Annotated in this window: 16 protein-coding genes and 1 riboswitch; of the genes, 11 read left to right on the forward strand and 5 right to left on the reverse strand. The window is 42.1% G+C overall.

Annotated elements, in window-relative coordinates; translation table 11 throughout:
- Positions 1-235 precede the first annotated feature (235 nt).
- The 3 genes from V7K25_RS13240 to V7K25_RS13250 form a co-directional block, all read right to left on the reverse strand.
- Positions 236-508, reverse strand: a complete 273-nt coding sequence (locus V7K25_RS13240) for a hypothetical protein (protein ID WP_335158595.1) — start codon at positions 506-508, stop codon at positions 236-238.
- Positions 509-554: 46 nt separating this feature from the next.
- Positions 555-785 (reverse strand): hypothetical protein, encoded by a 231-nt coding sequence (locus tag V7K25_RS13245; protein WP_335158597.1) that lies wholly within the window; start codon positions 783-785, stop codon positions 555-557.
- A 103-nt stretch (positions 786-888) separates the two neighbouring features.
- Positions 889-1,299, reverse strand: a complete 411-nt coding sequence (locus V7K25_RS13250; protein ID WP_335158599.1) for a hypothetical protein — start codon at positions 1,297-1,299, stop codon at positions 889-891.
- 177 nt (positions 1,300-1,476) lie between these two features.
- Here V7K25_RS13250 and V7K25_RS13255 point away from each other — a divergent pair, with 177 nt between their 5' ends.
- From V7K25_RS13255 to V7K25_RS13295, 9 genes are all read left to right on the forward strand, one after another.
- Positions 1,477-1,770, forward strand: coding sequence for a hypothetical protein (locus V7K25_RS13255; RefSeq protein ID WP_335158601.1), 294 nt, complete (start codon positions 1,477-1,479; stop codon positions 1,768-1,770).
- Between the two features lie 53 nt (positions 1,771-1,823).
- The gene (locus V7K25_RS13260) at positions 1,824-2,135 is read left to right on the forward strand and encodes a hypothetical protein (protein WP_335158603.1); all 312 of its coding nucleotides are present in this window, start codon (positions 1,824-1,826) and stop codon (positions 2,133-2,135) included.
- Positions 2,136-2,250: 115 nt separating this feature from the next.
- Positions 2,251-2,418, forward strand: coding sequence for a hypothetical protein (locus tag V7K25_RS13265; RefSeq protein WP_335158605.1), 168 nt, complete (start codon positions 2,251-2,253; stop codon positions 2,416-2,418).
- A gap of 82 nt (positions 2,419-2,500) precedes the next feature.
- A complete protein-coding gene (locus V7K25_RS13270) occupies positions 2,501-2,695 on the forward strand; it encodes a hypothetical protein (protein ID WP_335158607.1) in 195 nt (64 codons plus the stop codon).
- Between the two features lie 8 nt (positions 2,696-2,703).
- Positions 2,704-3,375, forward strand: a complete 672-nt coding sequence (locus tag V7K25_RS13275) for a hypothetical protein (protein WP_335158608.1) — start codon at positions 2,704-2,706, stop codon at positions 3,373-3,375.
- Positions 3,368-3,607 carry a hypothetical protein gene (locus V7K25_RS13280; protein ID WP_335158610.1) on the forward strand — a complete coding sequence of 80 codons (240 nt, stop codon included), beginning with the start codon at positions 3,368-3,370 and terminating at the stop codon, positions 3,605-3,607. Before V7K25_RS13275 ends, V7K25_RS13280 begins: the two co-directional genes overlap by 8 nt.
- Positions 3,608-3,832: 225 nt before the next feature.
- Positions 3,833-4,015, forward strand: a complete 183-nt coding sequence (locus V7K25_RS13285) for a hypothetical protein (RefSeq protein ID WP_335158612.1) — start codon at positions 3,833-3,835, stop codon at positions 4,013-4,015.
- Between the two features lie 81 nt (positions 4,016-4,096).
- Positions 4,097-4,315, forward strand: a complete 219-nt coding sequence (locus V7K25_RS13290; protein WP_335158614.1) for a hypothetical protein — start codon at positions 4,097-4,099, stop codon at positions 4,313-4,315.
- Between the two features lie 25 nt (positions 4,316-4,340).
- The gene (locus tag V7K25_RS13295) at positions 4,341-5,720 is read left to right on the forward strand and encodes an IS110 family transposase (RefSeq protein WP_335158616.1); all 1,380 of its coding nucleotides are present in this window, start codon (positions 4,341-4,343) and stop codon (positions 5,718-5,720) included.
- A gap of 467 nt (positions 5,721-6,187) precedes the next feature.
- Here V7K25_RS13295 and V7K25_RS13300 read toward each other — a convergent pair whose 3' ends face one another.
- On the reverse strand, positions 6,188-8,818 hold the full coding sequence (locus tag V7K25_RS13300; RefSeq protein WP_335158618.1) for a DNA polymerase III subunit alpha: 2,631 nt from the start codon (positions 8,816-8,818) through the stop codon (positions 6,188-6,190).
- 429 nt (positions 8,819-9,247) lie between these two features.
- Positions 9,248-10,438 carry a sensor histidine kinase gene (locus V7K25_RS13305; RefSeq protein ID WP_335158620.1) on the reverse strand — a complete coding sequence of 397 codons (1,191 nt, stop codon included), beginning with the start codon at positions 10,436-10,438 and terminating at the stop codon, positions 9,248-9,250.
- 430 nt (positions 10,439-10,868) lie between these two features.
- Positions 10,869-11,070, forward strand: a riboswitch (cyclic di-AMP (ydaO/yuaA leader).
- 97 nt (positions 11,071-11,167) lie between these two features.
- On the opposite strand from V7K25_RS13305, the gene ntrB reads away from it, so the two are divergent.
- Positions 11,168-12,010: a nitrate ABC transporter permease gene (gene ntrB, locus V7K25_RS13310; RefSeq protein ID WP_335158622.1), complete on the forward strand. Its 843-nt coding sequence runs from the start codon at positions 11,168-11,170 to the stop codon at positions 12,008-12,010.
- Positions 12,011-12,108: 98 nt separating this feature from the next.
- Positions 12,109-13,551: an ABC transporter substrate-binding protein gene (locus V7K25_RS13315; RefSeq protein ID WP_335158624.1), complete on the forward strand. Its 1,443-nt coding sequence runs from the start codon at positions 12,109-12,111 to the stop codon at positions 13,549-13,551.
- Positions 13,552-13,594: the final 43 nt, after the last annotated feature.

Raw genomic sequence — 13,594 nt, forward strand, 5'->3', positions numbered from 1 at the left:
TTATTGACAAAACTAGACCTATCTTTTTCTACCATAAATTGCTGCTTTCTTTATCTCATAAGCTTTTTAGCCTATTTTGTCGCCCCGTCAGGGCAAATATGGTGTTGATAACAAAATGCTTCGTGTAATTCCGACCAGGGAATTGTTTTTTTAAGTGAGTTTTCTGGCATAATACTGTTAGTTACTTTTCAAGGAGCCACCACGATGGCTAATCTGTTGGTGGCTTTTTGGTTTCTTAGTTGCTATTTGTGGCGTTCCTCTTTAAGTTCCTCTTTAAGCGGTAAGACGCTGCTTTGAGAGTGGAGAGCATTTCTGGATCATTTTTAAAAGCACCTGGTAACTCATTGAAAACTGCTGCTGCAAGCAGGATTACTTCGTGCGGGTTGAGTTCTGGGTCAAAGTTATGCAAGTAGTCAACAAACTTTTCTACTTGCTGGGAGCAAAGTCCAGCAGCATGATGCATCTGCACGGTAGTCGAGTTGTAAATATGTATCTTTTTTCTAGTCATTGGTTATTAGTCATTGGTCATTGGGCATTGGGCATTGGGCATTGGGCTAAACACTGTCTAGGATTGCGTCGATCCGATTTTCAAAATCAGTAATCGCGTCCTCCACCGAAGGTAAAGGTTCGTCAACCAGAAAACTGATTCTTCCTCTGTAACGAGCGGTGTATCTGTATCCCAGGATTCGCGATCGCCAATCTCCTCTGGCTAATCTTGCCTCTGTGGATTCCATTTCCGGTAGAATCAGCGCTCTAAATCCTTTGTAGACATGGTTCATAGTCATTGGTCATTGGTCGTTGGTCATCCGCGATCGCACCCCATCCCCCCATCCCCCCACTGCGATCGCACAAAACAAAACCGCCCTAACCTTTGCAGGCAGGACGGTTTTATTCAGGTTCCTTGATACCTTTATCAGAAATTAATTGCTGGATCTGTGCCTCAAGCTCTTGAATGGCTTTTTTGAAGTCATTTTCACTTTCCTTACTTTCGTCAAGTCTGGTGATCAGCCTCTGCTGGTGTGACTTGACATAAGAAAGATGCTTTTCTTCAATTAGCTTGACGGCCTCTAGGATTTCCCCAGGATTTGCGCTTCTGGACTGGCTAGACTTACACCCACTTCCCCTGATGCTAGACCCCTGATCATCTGGGAGGTGTCCTTGTATCCCATTGATTTCGCTTTGCTCAGTAGCGCGTCCCTCTGTTCCGGAGAAAGTCGTACCGACAGTCTCGCCTCCTCGTTTGGCAATGTTTTTGGGCGTCCGGGTTTTTGTGGTGTTGTCATTCTTTCTCTGACTCATATACCTTCTTCTCTATTCTAATTTTGTCAGCACAAAAAGTTTCGTGTTCACGCTTGACTTATATTATTGGGTGTACGATTATATTAACAGAGTTTTGTGAAAACAAAATTACAAAAAGCTCTCTCCCCACATTGCCATCGTGCCCCGTGGAGACTATATGGAGCAAGCACCCGCGCCTTGTCCTTGCGCGGAAACACCCTAAAAATCACCTGGAGCGATCGCGGTAACGAGTTTGCCGCGTGTTTGTTTTCTCAACGCAGACTTATAACTTACAAAAACAACATGACAATCACAATTCGAGAATTGCTTGAACATCTGAAACACTATCCTCTTGAGACGGCGGTAGTGATCGAAGATGTTGACGACGCGGAATTTGCGATCGTTGATTTTGTCTATTCAGAAAACGTGCTGACTATCAAGATCGGTGAAAAAGCATACGAGGAAGACGGGGAGGATGAGGAGAACAAATAATTTTTACTAGTACAAAAACATCATTAGTCACATAACAGTTACATAACAGTCACATGAGTAAACCTATAGGACACTTCACCAGTTACACCCTAAACGATGGCTCCTTACTGGATTCTCTCCAGGAAGAGTACGGATCTGGCTTTGAAAAGATGACCAAACGCGAAAAACTATTTTTGATTTCGTCTATTGCAATCCAATCCTGCGATCAATCTCCCGGCAGGTGTCGGGATGAGATTTACGTAGTTGGCTATCAAATTAATAGCTCATTGCCCCAGGCAGATCGAGAAGGATTGATCGAAGCGCTGATCAATCAGGTTCGCTGGGGTCGCAGCCTTTCCGACACCGAGGTAGTGCCTGTGAAATAAATGGTTCAAATTGTCATGCATTCATTTCATACAAAACACCAGCGCGGGCTGTTGTTAGCTGGCGCTGGTGTTTTTTTCTTTTTAGGGAATTTTGGGAATTCTGGGAATTAAAACTATGACTTACTGTGATGGGCTTCGTCCGTGGGCAATTTTTCAGCGTCTGCCCAATGGCCAAAATGTCTGCTTTTATCGATTTCGCACCCGAAGCGATGCCGATGCTTACGTTAGCATTCTCCGCCAGGGGGGTGGGAAATTTCAGGTAGTTTTCGATCAACCTAGCTAACTATAGCTCAAAAGCGATCGCGGCATCAGAACGCGATCGCTTTTGAAAATCGATTCAAACAAGTAAAAAATAACACAAGCTTATGAAAATTGAAACTATTACTTACAAGCGGGTCAAAAATTTAGGAAATTACCAGACTGAAACGATAGAAATGACGGCAGTCTTAGATCAGTATGATGACCCAAACGATGTTAGTCAGGAACTTCGGGAACTGGTGAAGAATCAACTTTTCCCGCCAGAACCTGCACTGGTAGCAACTGAAACTGATGATTTTTAGGAGATGCTATGACCAAGCATGACACTTGGGTAAAACTCAAGCCCGGCAATCCTTATGAGCCAATTTTAGACTTATTCCCGGAAAGCAAGATACCCGTTCGCGATCCGTTTCCCCTGGAGCGATTTACCACAGAGGATGGCGGACAGGTTCCACTGTGGGTTATCGATTTAGAACGTCTCTGGCCCGTTCAGATCAACGCGTTGGCTCAACTTATCGCTAACGGTCGCGGTGCTGATCTTGTTGAAGTGCAGTCCGAGGCTGTATCCCTTGGTGGCTTTGGTATGGCTGATGGGTGGGTTGAGGCTATGGAATGTGATGTTGAAGGATTCCAACGATCAAAAGAACTGGCTGACTTTTTTGAGACTGCACCCCAGCCACCATCTGCTAGGGCTTGGCGGGAATTTTACAACAGTCAACATGAAAGATGGATTGAAGGGGATGAAGTACCGCCACCAGTTAACTCCATTGAGGACGTTGACCCGCGCCTCAGAACCCCAGAACTCGAGCGTGCTTTGAAGATGAGGAAGATTGAGAGTGCGATCGGGCAGGGTAACTACTCAGTTCTTGATGTACTAACGGGTCGAGCGTTTACCGATGCTCTTAACATCATTGACCCAGAAAACTCATATTCATTAGTTGGATATGATGACGAATTTGAGGATGATGAAGTTTATGAATAATTTAAACATCTCTCAACCAGATCCAGGTTGGGACTATTACGAAATCTGGCAATCATTGCACGCTATCAAAAACAAAATTGATGCCCGAATAAAACTTATTACTGGTGAAGATCTGGCAGACAACACAACTGATGAAAAGCTTAAGGAAATACTAGAACCAGCTTTAGAACAACTTAAATCACTCATCGAAAATGAGTTAACAGACTACTCAGATGTTAAAGACTATGAGTAATTCCTCCAAAGATGATTTGATTTGCTTGCCCAAAGATGTATGCATTCTCAATACTTTGGCTATGGGAATAGCTATACAAATACTTTCCCAAGCAACGGGGAAACCATAGAAGCATGGAAGGACTATATAGGGAAAAAAAGCAGTCGAGCAGCAACAACAATTATCTACTAAAGAAATTCAGGAAATAATTGAGAAACTTAAAACGTTTACGGAGAATTGATAAAAATGGCTAATAAACCACGAACCAAAGTGAAATTTCAAGTATTTCAACATGAAGACGACGATGACTTTGTGGACCTTACCTTAGAATTGACAAATTTTCCGCGAGAAAGTTTATTTAATTTCCTAACAGCTATCCGCGAGCCTTTTGCCAATTCTCCCTCTCAAACCCCGCCTGATGAATCGTAATTGCGATCGCGCTTTGTGACTAGCGCGGGCTACCTGACACAGTAGCCGAAACGACGGGCATATAGCCCGTCGTCGCGGGTTGTGTCCAAAGCACCTGCCCCACTGTTTCTAGGGAATGGGGCGTTAACCCTGAATCGCACACCCAAAAAGCGGGGTGTTGTGCCTTTCAAGCGCACCTTCTTTAGAATTACCGGGTTAAACCCAGCGTTAAGAGTGAATCGCGCCCCTGTATCTGGGGTGTTAGGAGGATTCGAGCGTCAAAACTGGGTTGTTCGCATTGTGTTAGCAGCACAAAACTAAAAAACTCCAATTGTTCAGCAGAACCATGACAATTAAATCGATTACATCATTGGGCGTTGATGTTAGTAAATCAAGCGTAACTTGTCACATTTTAATACAATATCCCGTAGGTGGTTTAAAGACTTATTGGCAAAAAACTAGAACCAAAGCCAGTACTTTGTTTCCCAGCTTCTATTCTAGTCCCAACCCCAAAAGGAACCAAAAATCAGCTTTTGATTTTGCTGATTATGTCCGGGACAGTAGCGTAGATGTGGCAATTTTAGAGCCAACAGGAAATCATTACTCAAGGGTTTGGGCACAAATTCTAGAAAGCTTAGGGATTAAGATCCTTTGGGTGGGTCATATTGAGCTACGCCGTTATCGCGGAGGAAAAAACCTACCCAATAAGTCAGATGAGGCTGATGCTTTGGCTATGGCCGCCTACCCTCAAGATCAGGAAAATTATCTTGAATCGGGTGAACTAAACGAGCGCCAATTTCTGATGCACCGTCCAGAACCAATTGACCATCTGCGTGAACTCGTGCAACAAATCGAACACCTAAACCGTGTTCAGTCACCGATTATTAACTACACTCGCCAAATGCTAGCTTGGCAATTCCCCGAAAAGGCACACAGTAAGACTGAAAGTACTAAGCCCGGAAATGTCCCGCCGCTATGGGGTTGGTTAGCGCAGCGCGAGTCAGAAGTACATTCACCCAGCTACAAATCACTAACCAAAAAATACCAAAAATCAATAGCCTTCCTACTTGGTTTAGAGGTAGATCCAATTGTTAGATTGCACGCTGACTGGCTTTGTGACATTGACATCGAGGAGCAGCGCTTAGAAGCAAAGCTCAAACCCAAGGTCTTTGATGAACAGTTTCAAATTTACAACCAGATTTTTGATCAGTTTAATTTTGGGCTGAGAATTCGGGCGAGGCTCCTAAGTCGGATTTACCCATTTGAAGCATTTCTCACCAACGGCAAGCAGTTAATTGAGCGAGAAGTCCGGGAAGTGAAGAAGAAGCAGGTCAGCCGGGAAAATGGTAAATCTGTAGTGAAATTTCTTCCTGGTGACATTAAACGGGTGAAACGCAACCGTTCCAGGGATGCTTTCAAACTCAGAATTGGTATGGGAACTGTCTTAGAACAGTCTGGAGATAAACTAGTTGAAGTGGGTAGTGGTTCAGCGTTGTGTCGCATGACCTTTTGGCAGTACGTGATCACCAAAATTGAAATTGACGGTCGCTTGCCTAAAAATCCTATAGGTGAAGAAATTGCCCTTTATCGGGACACGCTCAAAAACCAAGTCGATGCTTCCGGTAAGCAGCTACTCAACGGTAAACACTTGCAAAACAAACTGATGTCCAAGGTTGCGAATATTCTGTTTCGGGAGTTATCGAGAGCGATCGCAGTCCATAAGTGACAAAAAAGGAATTATGACTACATTTTGCAAAATACAAATCAACTTAAACCATCTTCGCTTTCTTCCATTAAATCCGCGCGGACGCTCTCGAATTAACCGTTTCGGTTATCGATACCCCATTCTTACCCCAAAGCCTCGCCTTATATGACATTAATTATTTTTGAAGTAAAAATTAAACTTATTAATTGCCTCTACTTCATGATTTTAATTTATTGCATTTCTGGACAACCGGTCTCAAGTTTGACTATCAAGTAACGAAATGGAGATTCTGACCAATGCCCAATGCCCAATGCCCAATGCCTTACTCCCTAGACAAGACAAATTATTAGAGTGAAAGGCAGGAGGTAAGTTCTTTCATTGCCTCTACCCACAACAATCCTTCCACTTCCAGGCAGCGTAGCACATCTGTTAAATGCTATATTTGCCGATACACTAAACTCAGCACTATTACTAAAGTTTTATTCTGGCTAATTCGGTAAACCCTCTACCCGCATCAAATCCAATTCCCGTTCAAATATTTCATCAATTGGTAACATTTGACCATCAACAGTCATAAATTTATGGTCTTTTGTTGCCCGAATCAATGAACCATCTTCCAAACAATATTCAAACATTTCTTGTTGTCCGCGATCATGCCACTGTGCCACAGGTTGGGTGTAAATATTTCCATTATTATCAACGCTGTACACAGTACATTCAATGCGTTTTTCTACAACTTCCCCAATCGGCAGTAATCCATATTCTACTGTCAATATTTCTGTGTCATAGCTTAAACAATATTCAGCAAACTTTAACATTTGCTCAAACAATTCATCCGCAACTTTTTTCTGAACACCATTTTTAGCTGCGCCATCTACGAATTTTTCACGCTGCTTTTGCATCTCCGAAACTTTCTTTTTACCCATCGCCCGCCGCAGCAAGTCAGCTTGTCCTAAAGTATATCCAGCCATATCCTGAGCAATTTTCATGATTTGCTCTTGATAGACCATAATTCCATAGGTTTCGTCTAATATTGGTTCCAGAATGGTGTGTTGATAATCAATCTTTTCTCGCCCGTGTTTGCGGTTAATAAATTTAGGAATCAGTCCAGCATCTAATGGTCCAGGTCGATAAAGTGCCAAAATTGAAGAAATATCTTCTATATTAGAAGGCTTCAAATCTCGCACGATCTGACGCATCCCAGACGATTCTAATTGAAATATTCCTTCTAACTCACCTGCTTCTAATAATTCATAAGTTTTTTGGACATCTTTTGGTAGAGTGCTATGTTCACCTTTAGCTAATATCTTCTGGGCTTTTCTTTCCTGGCGGGGAATTTCATCAGGATCAACCCGATATCCTCTTGTTTCTTGAATCAAATCAACGGTCTTTTGAATCAGCGTCAGGTTCCGCAAACCGAGAAAATCCATTTTTAACAAACCCATTGATTCCAGGTCTTCCATGAAATACTGGGTAATCACAGAACCGTCATTATTCTTTTGTAGCGGCACAATTTCATCAAGTGGATCGGCAGAAATTACCACACCTGCTGCATGAACACCAAAAGTTTTGTTAGTTCCTTCAATTCGCATCGCCATATCAAGCCAATGGCGAACATGGGGTTCTTTATCATATTTCTCTTTAAACTGTGGTTCTGGGGTTTCCTTAGAAATCATCACCTTGAGTTTCGTTGGTTTCCCCCGCACCACAGGAATTAATTTCGCCATTTTGTCAGCTTCCCCGTAGGGAATATTCAATACTCTGGCGACATCTTTCAAAACTGCTTTAGAAGTTAGGCGGTTAAAAGTAATAATTTGGGCAACTCTATCTGCACCATATTTCTCAGTTACATATTCAATAACTTTATCTCGTTGTTCAATACAGAAATCCGTATCAATATCAGGCATTGATTTCCGTTCTGGGTTCAAGAAACGCTCAAATAGTAACCCATGATGTACAGGATCAATATTAGTAATTCGCATTGCATAAGCAACTAATGAACCAGCTGCCGAACCCCGACCTGGCCCCACAGGAATGTTATTATCTCTAGCAAATTTGATGTAGTCCCATACAACTAGAAAGTATTTGGAAAAACCCATCTGCTGAATCATTTTCAGTTCGTATTCCAATCTTTCTTTATAGACAGAATCGACTTCCTGGCGAGATTTGCGATTTAATCGTTCTAAAAGTCCACTCCATGCAACATCTTCGGCGTAAGTGTCAGCAGTATGACCAGAGGGAATTGGGGGTGTAGGAATCTGAGGCTCACCCATAATATGGTAAGGCTCGACTTTATCGGCCACTTCTTCAGTGGTAGCGATCGCATCTGCAATCACATCATCCGGCAAATGGTCTCGAAATAGCTGCTGCATCTCCTCACCAGATTTGAGATACTCTGTACCGCTATAACGCATCCGCTTATCTTCAATAATTAGCTTGCCAGTTTGAATACAGAGCAAAGCATCGTGGGCTTCAACGTCAAAACAAGAAATAAAATGCGAATCATTAGTTGCAACAAATTTAATCCCTAACTCCCGTGCAATTTTGACTGTTTCAACATTCACAATTCGGTCTTCTTGGGAGCCGTGATCTTGAATTTCTAGATAATAATCATCACCAAATACATCTTTATACCACTGAGCAACTTTCCGGGCTGCATCTGGTCTACCACTGAGAATCGCTTGGGGAACTTCTCCACCTAAGCAAGCACTGGTGACAATCAAGCCTTCATGATATTCTTTTAGTAAATCTTTATTAATACAAGGGCGAGAAAAAATTCCTTTGCCTTGAACACCTTTGAGGTGAGAAATTGTGGTTAATTTGACTAAATTTTTGTAACCTTTGGTATTTTTAGCTAAAACAACTTGATGATATTTGGGGCGGCGTTCTTGTTTCTCGATATCGCCGTTAATGATATACATTTCATTGCCGATAATCGCCTTAATATTATGACTACGGCAGATTTTGATCAATTCAACCGCGCCATACATGACACCATGATCGGTAAGGGCGATCGCTTTCATCCCCAGTGCGATCGCTTGATCCACCAACTCTGGTAGCTGACTAGCCCCATCGAGTAGACTGTAGTCACTGTGAATATGTAAAGGGACAAAGGACATAAGCAATTAAAAATTAAAAATTAAAAATGTTCGGGTAGCATCTTATAGAGAAGAAACACAACTACCGCAAGCATTAGAGCTACTGATAGTATACAGTTTTAATGCTAATCAGGTTATCTCTAGGGTCTACCCAGTGGCTTACCCTTTCGAGCCGGATTTTGCACAGGACTTACGCAAACAATAACTGAAAAGAATGATTTTTAGCTAGGGGCAATACCCTGCGGTCAGCTAAAGCTACATGAATTGCCCCTATCGCGTGTAGTTTTGCCTAAGTCTTATTGCACAACGGCATCTTAGATTAACTTGTTTGCGAAATTTTCACTTGCGAAAGTTAAGTTTTAATAGTTACAGCAGTTAACCAGTATCTAGCCATTGATTTTTGATCTCACGCCTTATTTCATGAGTTTTAAAAATAATACTATAAACTTCTCAAATCTTCACTTCTAAGGGCAAAATTACCGTAAAAGTAGAACCAACCCCTACCTCAGAGACTAGGTTAATTTGACCTTGCAATAGTTTCACTAACCGCGAGACGATCGCTAACCCCAATCCAGTACTATCAGGAAGATAGGAACGATCGCTAGAACTCACGCGAAAGTAGGGTTCAAATATCTGGGCTTGGTTTTCTGGTGCAATGCCAATTCCAGTGTCAGAAACCGCGATCGCCCATCTCTGATTCTCCAACACCTTACACCTTATAATAATAGTCCCCGACTCTGTATAGCGAATCGCATTACTAATAAGATTTGTAACAATCTGTTGGAATTTAAAAGAATCTGTGATTAATTCTTTAGGAGCGCGATCGCAATCTACGACGATTTTTAAATTTTTCTCAGCAGCTAAAGGTTCCAACATTTCACATACATTATTAATTAATTCATGTACATCGGTAGCTGTTAGTTGGAATTTTATTTGCCCTTGATCATCCCGCGAGAATTCGAGTACATTATTGATCAGGTGCAGTAATTGTCTACCATTCCGTAGCACGCGCTCAATGTGTTCTAAATTGGCAGAAGTGTCTTTCACCTGAGTCTTTCGCCGTTGTTGGCGTAAAAACAGATCCGAGTAACCAATAATAGAAGTTAGAGGTTGTTTAAATTCATGGGCTAGTTGGGAAAGATACTCTTGATTTGCGCTAACTAAGCGCGTGAGTTCCTGATTATGGAGCGTAACTACTGACTGCAACTGCTGTAATTCTCGCAACCGCTCTTCAACATAACTCTTAAAACATCGAGCGATCGCTTCATCTATGATAGCGTCAATCAAACGCATAGAACGAATTATCTCTACAGGTGTTCCACTCAATAAATCTGCTTGTATAGCATCAAATATTAATGTTCGTAGCAAATGATATTCTCTAGCTATTTCAGTTGGATCAAATCCTTGTTCGGCTCGAATAGCTCCATGCTGGAAACTCGCATTAACTATCGACTGAATATCATTATCCTGAGATTTTGAAAGCACCGTTACCATTGCTTTCAAAACATCAGGGATGTGATCCTTTACGGCTGTATAAGATAAATCATCAGCACTTTCAATCTGTCTATCGTTGCGAACTGCTGTAATCCATTTATCAAGGATAGTGTCCGCTTTTTCAGCCAGTACTTGACTAAAATCCATTATGTTAAATTCAGCGAGGAGATCGATGAGTAAACTTCACTACTATATGCAATTAGTTTACCGAGTGCAGTGTTTTTTTGGCAAAATTAGCGATTTAATTAATCTATCAAAAGAAATATATTTTATATGTTCTTTTACTTAATTAACTATCCGTGTATAAAATTTTTGCAAAGTATAATATAATTGTTGTTAACAAATCTTAATCAAGGAGGTAACAAACTTGATGATTGATTCAACTATTGTTATTTAGCTATCTGTGCAATGAGTTCACTCACAATACAACTAAAATTATAAAAAATTATACATTTTGTTAATTACCGAAAACCAAGGAGACAGACTTGATTTTGGTATTGAAATAAACAACATTTATCAGAATGCAGTTGGCTTTTACTGAGCATTGATGTTATATTGTTGATAACTAATATCCATTAGAGTAAGTCAGCCTAATCCATCAGATCACAGTACGTGAGATTGGAGCGGAGGAACCAAATTGTGGGGCGTATCTCAGAGAAAGTGAGAAGTTGAGAGTTAGAAGTTATTAATCTTTAACTCATAACTCATAACTTTCTTCAGAAGGGCATCTCTCAGCCCTAGCCCGTCAGCTAACTTCGTAGGCATTGAGAGGAGACTGAAGAGACGACATTTTTATAATGTTTGGATCTCATCGGTGTCCAAGGCTGGTACTGCTCAAATTTTTTGTACCTGCACTTAAATCTGTTGAGGTCGTAAATGATATTTCAACTAAATTTGGCTGCGATCGCTGGGCAAGCCACTTGGAAAAAGGCAAAACCTCTCATCTTTAGAGATGTCTTCATTCTGCCTGTATTGGGCTTCTTGGGAATAATTGTGCTGTGGTGGATTATTGCACTTGCTAACCATGAATTGATGCCCACCCCACCAGAAGCGCTAATCGCTAATCTAGACTACATCTTAAATCCATTCTACCAAAGAGGCCCAGGCAACTTAGGAATTGGTTGGTTGTTGATAGCAAGTCTGCGCCGGGTATTACTAGGCTTTTTGTTAGGTGCAGTAGTAGCGATTCCTCTGGGGTTTTTAATTGGAATGTCCAGACCGGCAATGTTAGCGCTCAATCCGATCATTCAAATTTTTAAACCAGTATCGCCCCTAGCTTGGCTGCCCATCGCCTTAGCAATTTTCAATTTAGCAGATCCTTCAGCCATTTTTGTGATCTTTATTACTTCATTATGGCCGACAATTATTAATACCGCTTTAGGAGTTTCTAGCGTTCCCCAAGATTATTTAGATGTAGCACGAGTGCTGGAAATGCCTCGTTGGAGACGAATTACAAAAATCATCTGGCCTGCAAGTTTGCCGTATATTTTTACAGGTTTACGAATTAGTTTAGGGATAGCTTGGCTAGTAATAGTAGCGGTAGAAATGCTCACAGGTGGTATTGGTATCGGCTTTTTTGTCTGGGATGAATGGAGTCGCTTAAACCTGAGTTCAGTCTTTTTAGCTGTGTTGATAATTGGCTTAACTGGGTTAATTCTCGATTACGGTGTCGGCAAAATCCAAGAATTAGTAACTCGCCGCCCTACAGCTTCTAACTAACAAAATTCGCCTGCTGTCAAAGCATTAAAACGCAGCGAGAGTCTGCGTCTGTGCGTGAGGCTACTCATAACTAATTAATCACCAATGGAGCTACAAGAATGGGTGATAATAACTGGACTCGACGAGACTTTATCAAAGGAATAGGAGCAACCACAACAGGAATAGCGCTGTCTTCCTGTGCGATTTCAGGAGATAGATCAGCTAAAGGATTGACTGAAGAAGCCTTAGCTGTACAACCAGTAGTTAGATCCCAAGACCTAGAAAAATCCGATCTCACCATTGGTTACGTTCCCGTTAATGATTGTGCGCCATTTGCGATCGCCTGGAAAAAAGGCTTCTTCCGCAAATATGGTTTGAACGTCACACTCAACCGCGAAGGTAGTTGGGCTACCTCCCGCGACGGTTTAATTTTTGGTCGCCTGGATGCTTCGCCCGTAGTATCTGGTGCCGTCACCAACGCCAGAATTGGTGCTGAAGGCGCACGCCACGCCCCCTTGTGTGCAGCGATGACCATTCACCGCCACAGTAACGCCATGACCATGAACAAAGCTATGTGGGATTTTGGGCTACGCCCGTGGTATGAGTATCAAGAAAAATATGGTGATGGTGCGCTAGAAGCCTTTGGGCGCGATTTCCGAGGCTACTTTGACCAGCAGCCCCCAGAACGCAAAGTTTGGGCAGTTGTTCTAAGTTCCGCCATTTACGAATACTTTGTCCGCTACCTATCCGCCGCCGCCGGTGTTGATCCGCTTAAAGAGTTTCGTGTGATCATCGTTCCGCCCCCCCAAATGGTGACAAACGTGCGGATTGGTGCAATGCAAGCTTACATGGTTGCAGAACCTTGGAACACACGCGCAATAACAGGTAATGAAAACATCGGCTTTACCTTCGCACAAGGTAAAGAAATCTGGTTGGGACACCCAGATCGACTGTTGGGGGTGATGGAATCTTTCATCGAAAAATATCCTAAAACCTATCGTTCCCTCGTGAAGGCGATGATTGAAGCTTGCCAGTATTGCAGCAAAGTAGAAAATCGCCAAGAAGTAGCCGAACTGATCACAGACCGTTCCTTTACAGGTGCTAGACCTAAAAAGAAAAATGCTCCAATTGCGAAGTTTACAAGTCCAGGAATTCTCGGCAACTACAACTATGGCGGCTTTGATGGCAAAGACCGCACCATCAAAGCCGCAGACACGACGATTTTCTTCGATATTCCTGACAATCTTCCCAAACAGCCAGCAGAACACTCGACATTCTTATGGAGATCAAGAAGTATCTGGTTGATGACACAAGCAGCCCGGTGGGGACAAATTAAGGAATTCCCCAAAAAAGCCGAGAAACTAGCAGAACTTGGTTGGAGAACAGATTTATATCGGGAGATAGCATCCGAAATGGGCATTGAGTGTCCCAAGGATGATTACAAAGTCGAACCACCAGAAGTATTTATAGATAAGAAAGGCTTCGACCCTAGCGATCCTGTGGGTTATCTAAATAGTTTTGCTATCAGGGCTAACGCTCCCACTAACTTTTTCATGTCTTAAATCCCAAGTTTAAAGAAGAATACAGAATTCAGATCACACAGAA

Origin of the sequence: Nostoc sp. (assembly GCF_036919495.1) — a bacterium.
Lineage (GTDB): Bacteria > Cyanobacteriota > Cyanobacteriia > Cyanobacteriales > Nostocaceae > Nostoc.

Excerpts from the sequence above, each read along its gene's own strand:
- V7K25_RS13315 (WP_335158624.1), top strand. The coding sequence starts at position 12,109 with ATGGGTGATAATAACTGGACTCGACGAGACTTTATCAAAGGAATAGGA.
- V7K25_RS13240 (WP_335158595.1), bottom strand. The coding sequence starts at position 508 with ATGACTAGAAAAAAGATACATATTTACAACTCGACTACCGTGCAGATG.
- V7K25_RS13250 (WP_335158599.1), bottom strand. The coding sequence starts at position 1,299 with ATGAGTCAGAGAAAGAATGACAACACCACAAAAACCCGGACGCCCAAA.
- V7K25_RS13295 (WP_335158616.1), top strand. The coding sequence starts at position 4,341 with ATGACAATTAAATCGATTACATCATTGGGCGTTGATGTTAGTAAATCA.
- V7K25_RS13285 (WP_335158612.1), top strand. The coding sequence starts at position 3,833 with ATGGCTAATAAACCACGAACCAAAGTGAAATTTCAAGTATTTCAACAT.
- V7K25_RS13300 (WP_335158618.1), bottom strand. The coding sequence starts at position 8,818 with ATGTCCTTTGTCCCTTTACATATTCACAGTGACTACAGTCTACTCGAT.
- V7K25_RS13265 (WP_335158605.1), top strand. The coding sequence starts at position 2,251 with ATGACTTACTGTGATGGGCTTCGTCCGTGGGCAATTTTTCAGCGTCTG.
- V7K25_RS13275 (WP_335158608.1), top strand. The coding sequence starts at position 2,704 with ATGACCAAGCATGACACTTGGGTAAAACTCAAGCCCGGCAATCCTTAT.
- V7K25_RS13305 (WP_335158620.1), bottom strand. The coding sequence starts at position 10,438 with ATGGATTTTAGTCAAGTACTGGCTGAAAAAGCGGACACTATCCTTGAT.
- ntrB (WP_335158622.1), top strand. The coding sequence starts at position 11,168 with ATGATATTTCAACTAAATTTGGCTGCGATCGCTGGGCAAGCCACTTGG.
- V7K25_RS13260 (WP_335158603.1), top strand. The coding sequence starts at position 1,824 with ATGAGTAAACCTATAGGACACTTCACCAGTTACACCCTAAACGATGGC.
- V7K25_RS13280 (WP_335158610.1), top strand. The coding sequence starts at position 3,368 with ATGAATAATTTAAACATCTCTCAACCAGATCCAGGTTGGGACTATTAC.
- V7K25_RS13270 (WP_335158607.1), top strand. The coding sequence starts at position 2,501 with ATGAAAATTGAAACTATTACTTACAAGCGGGTCAAAAATTTAGGAAAT.
- V7K25_RS13245 (WP_335158597.1), bottom strand. The coding sequence starts at position 785 with ATGACTATGAACCATGTCTACAAAGGATTTAGAGCGCTGATTCTACCG.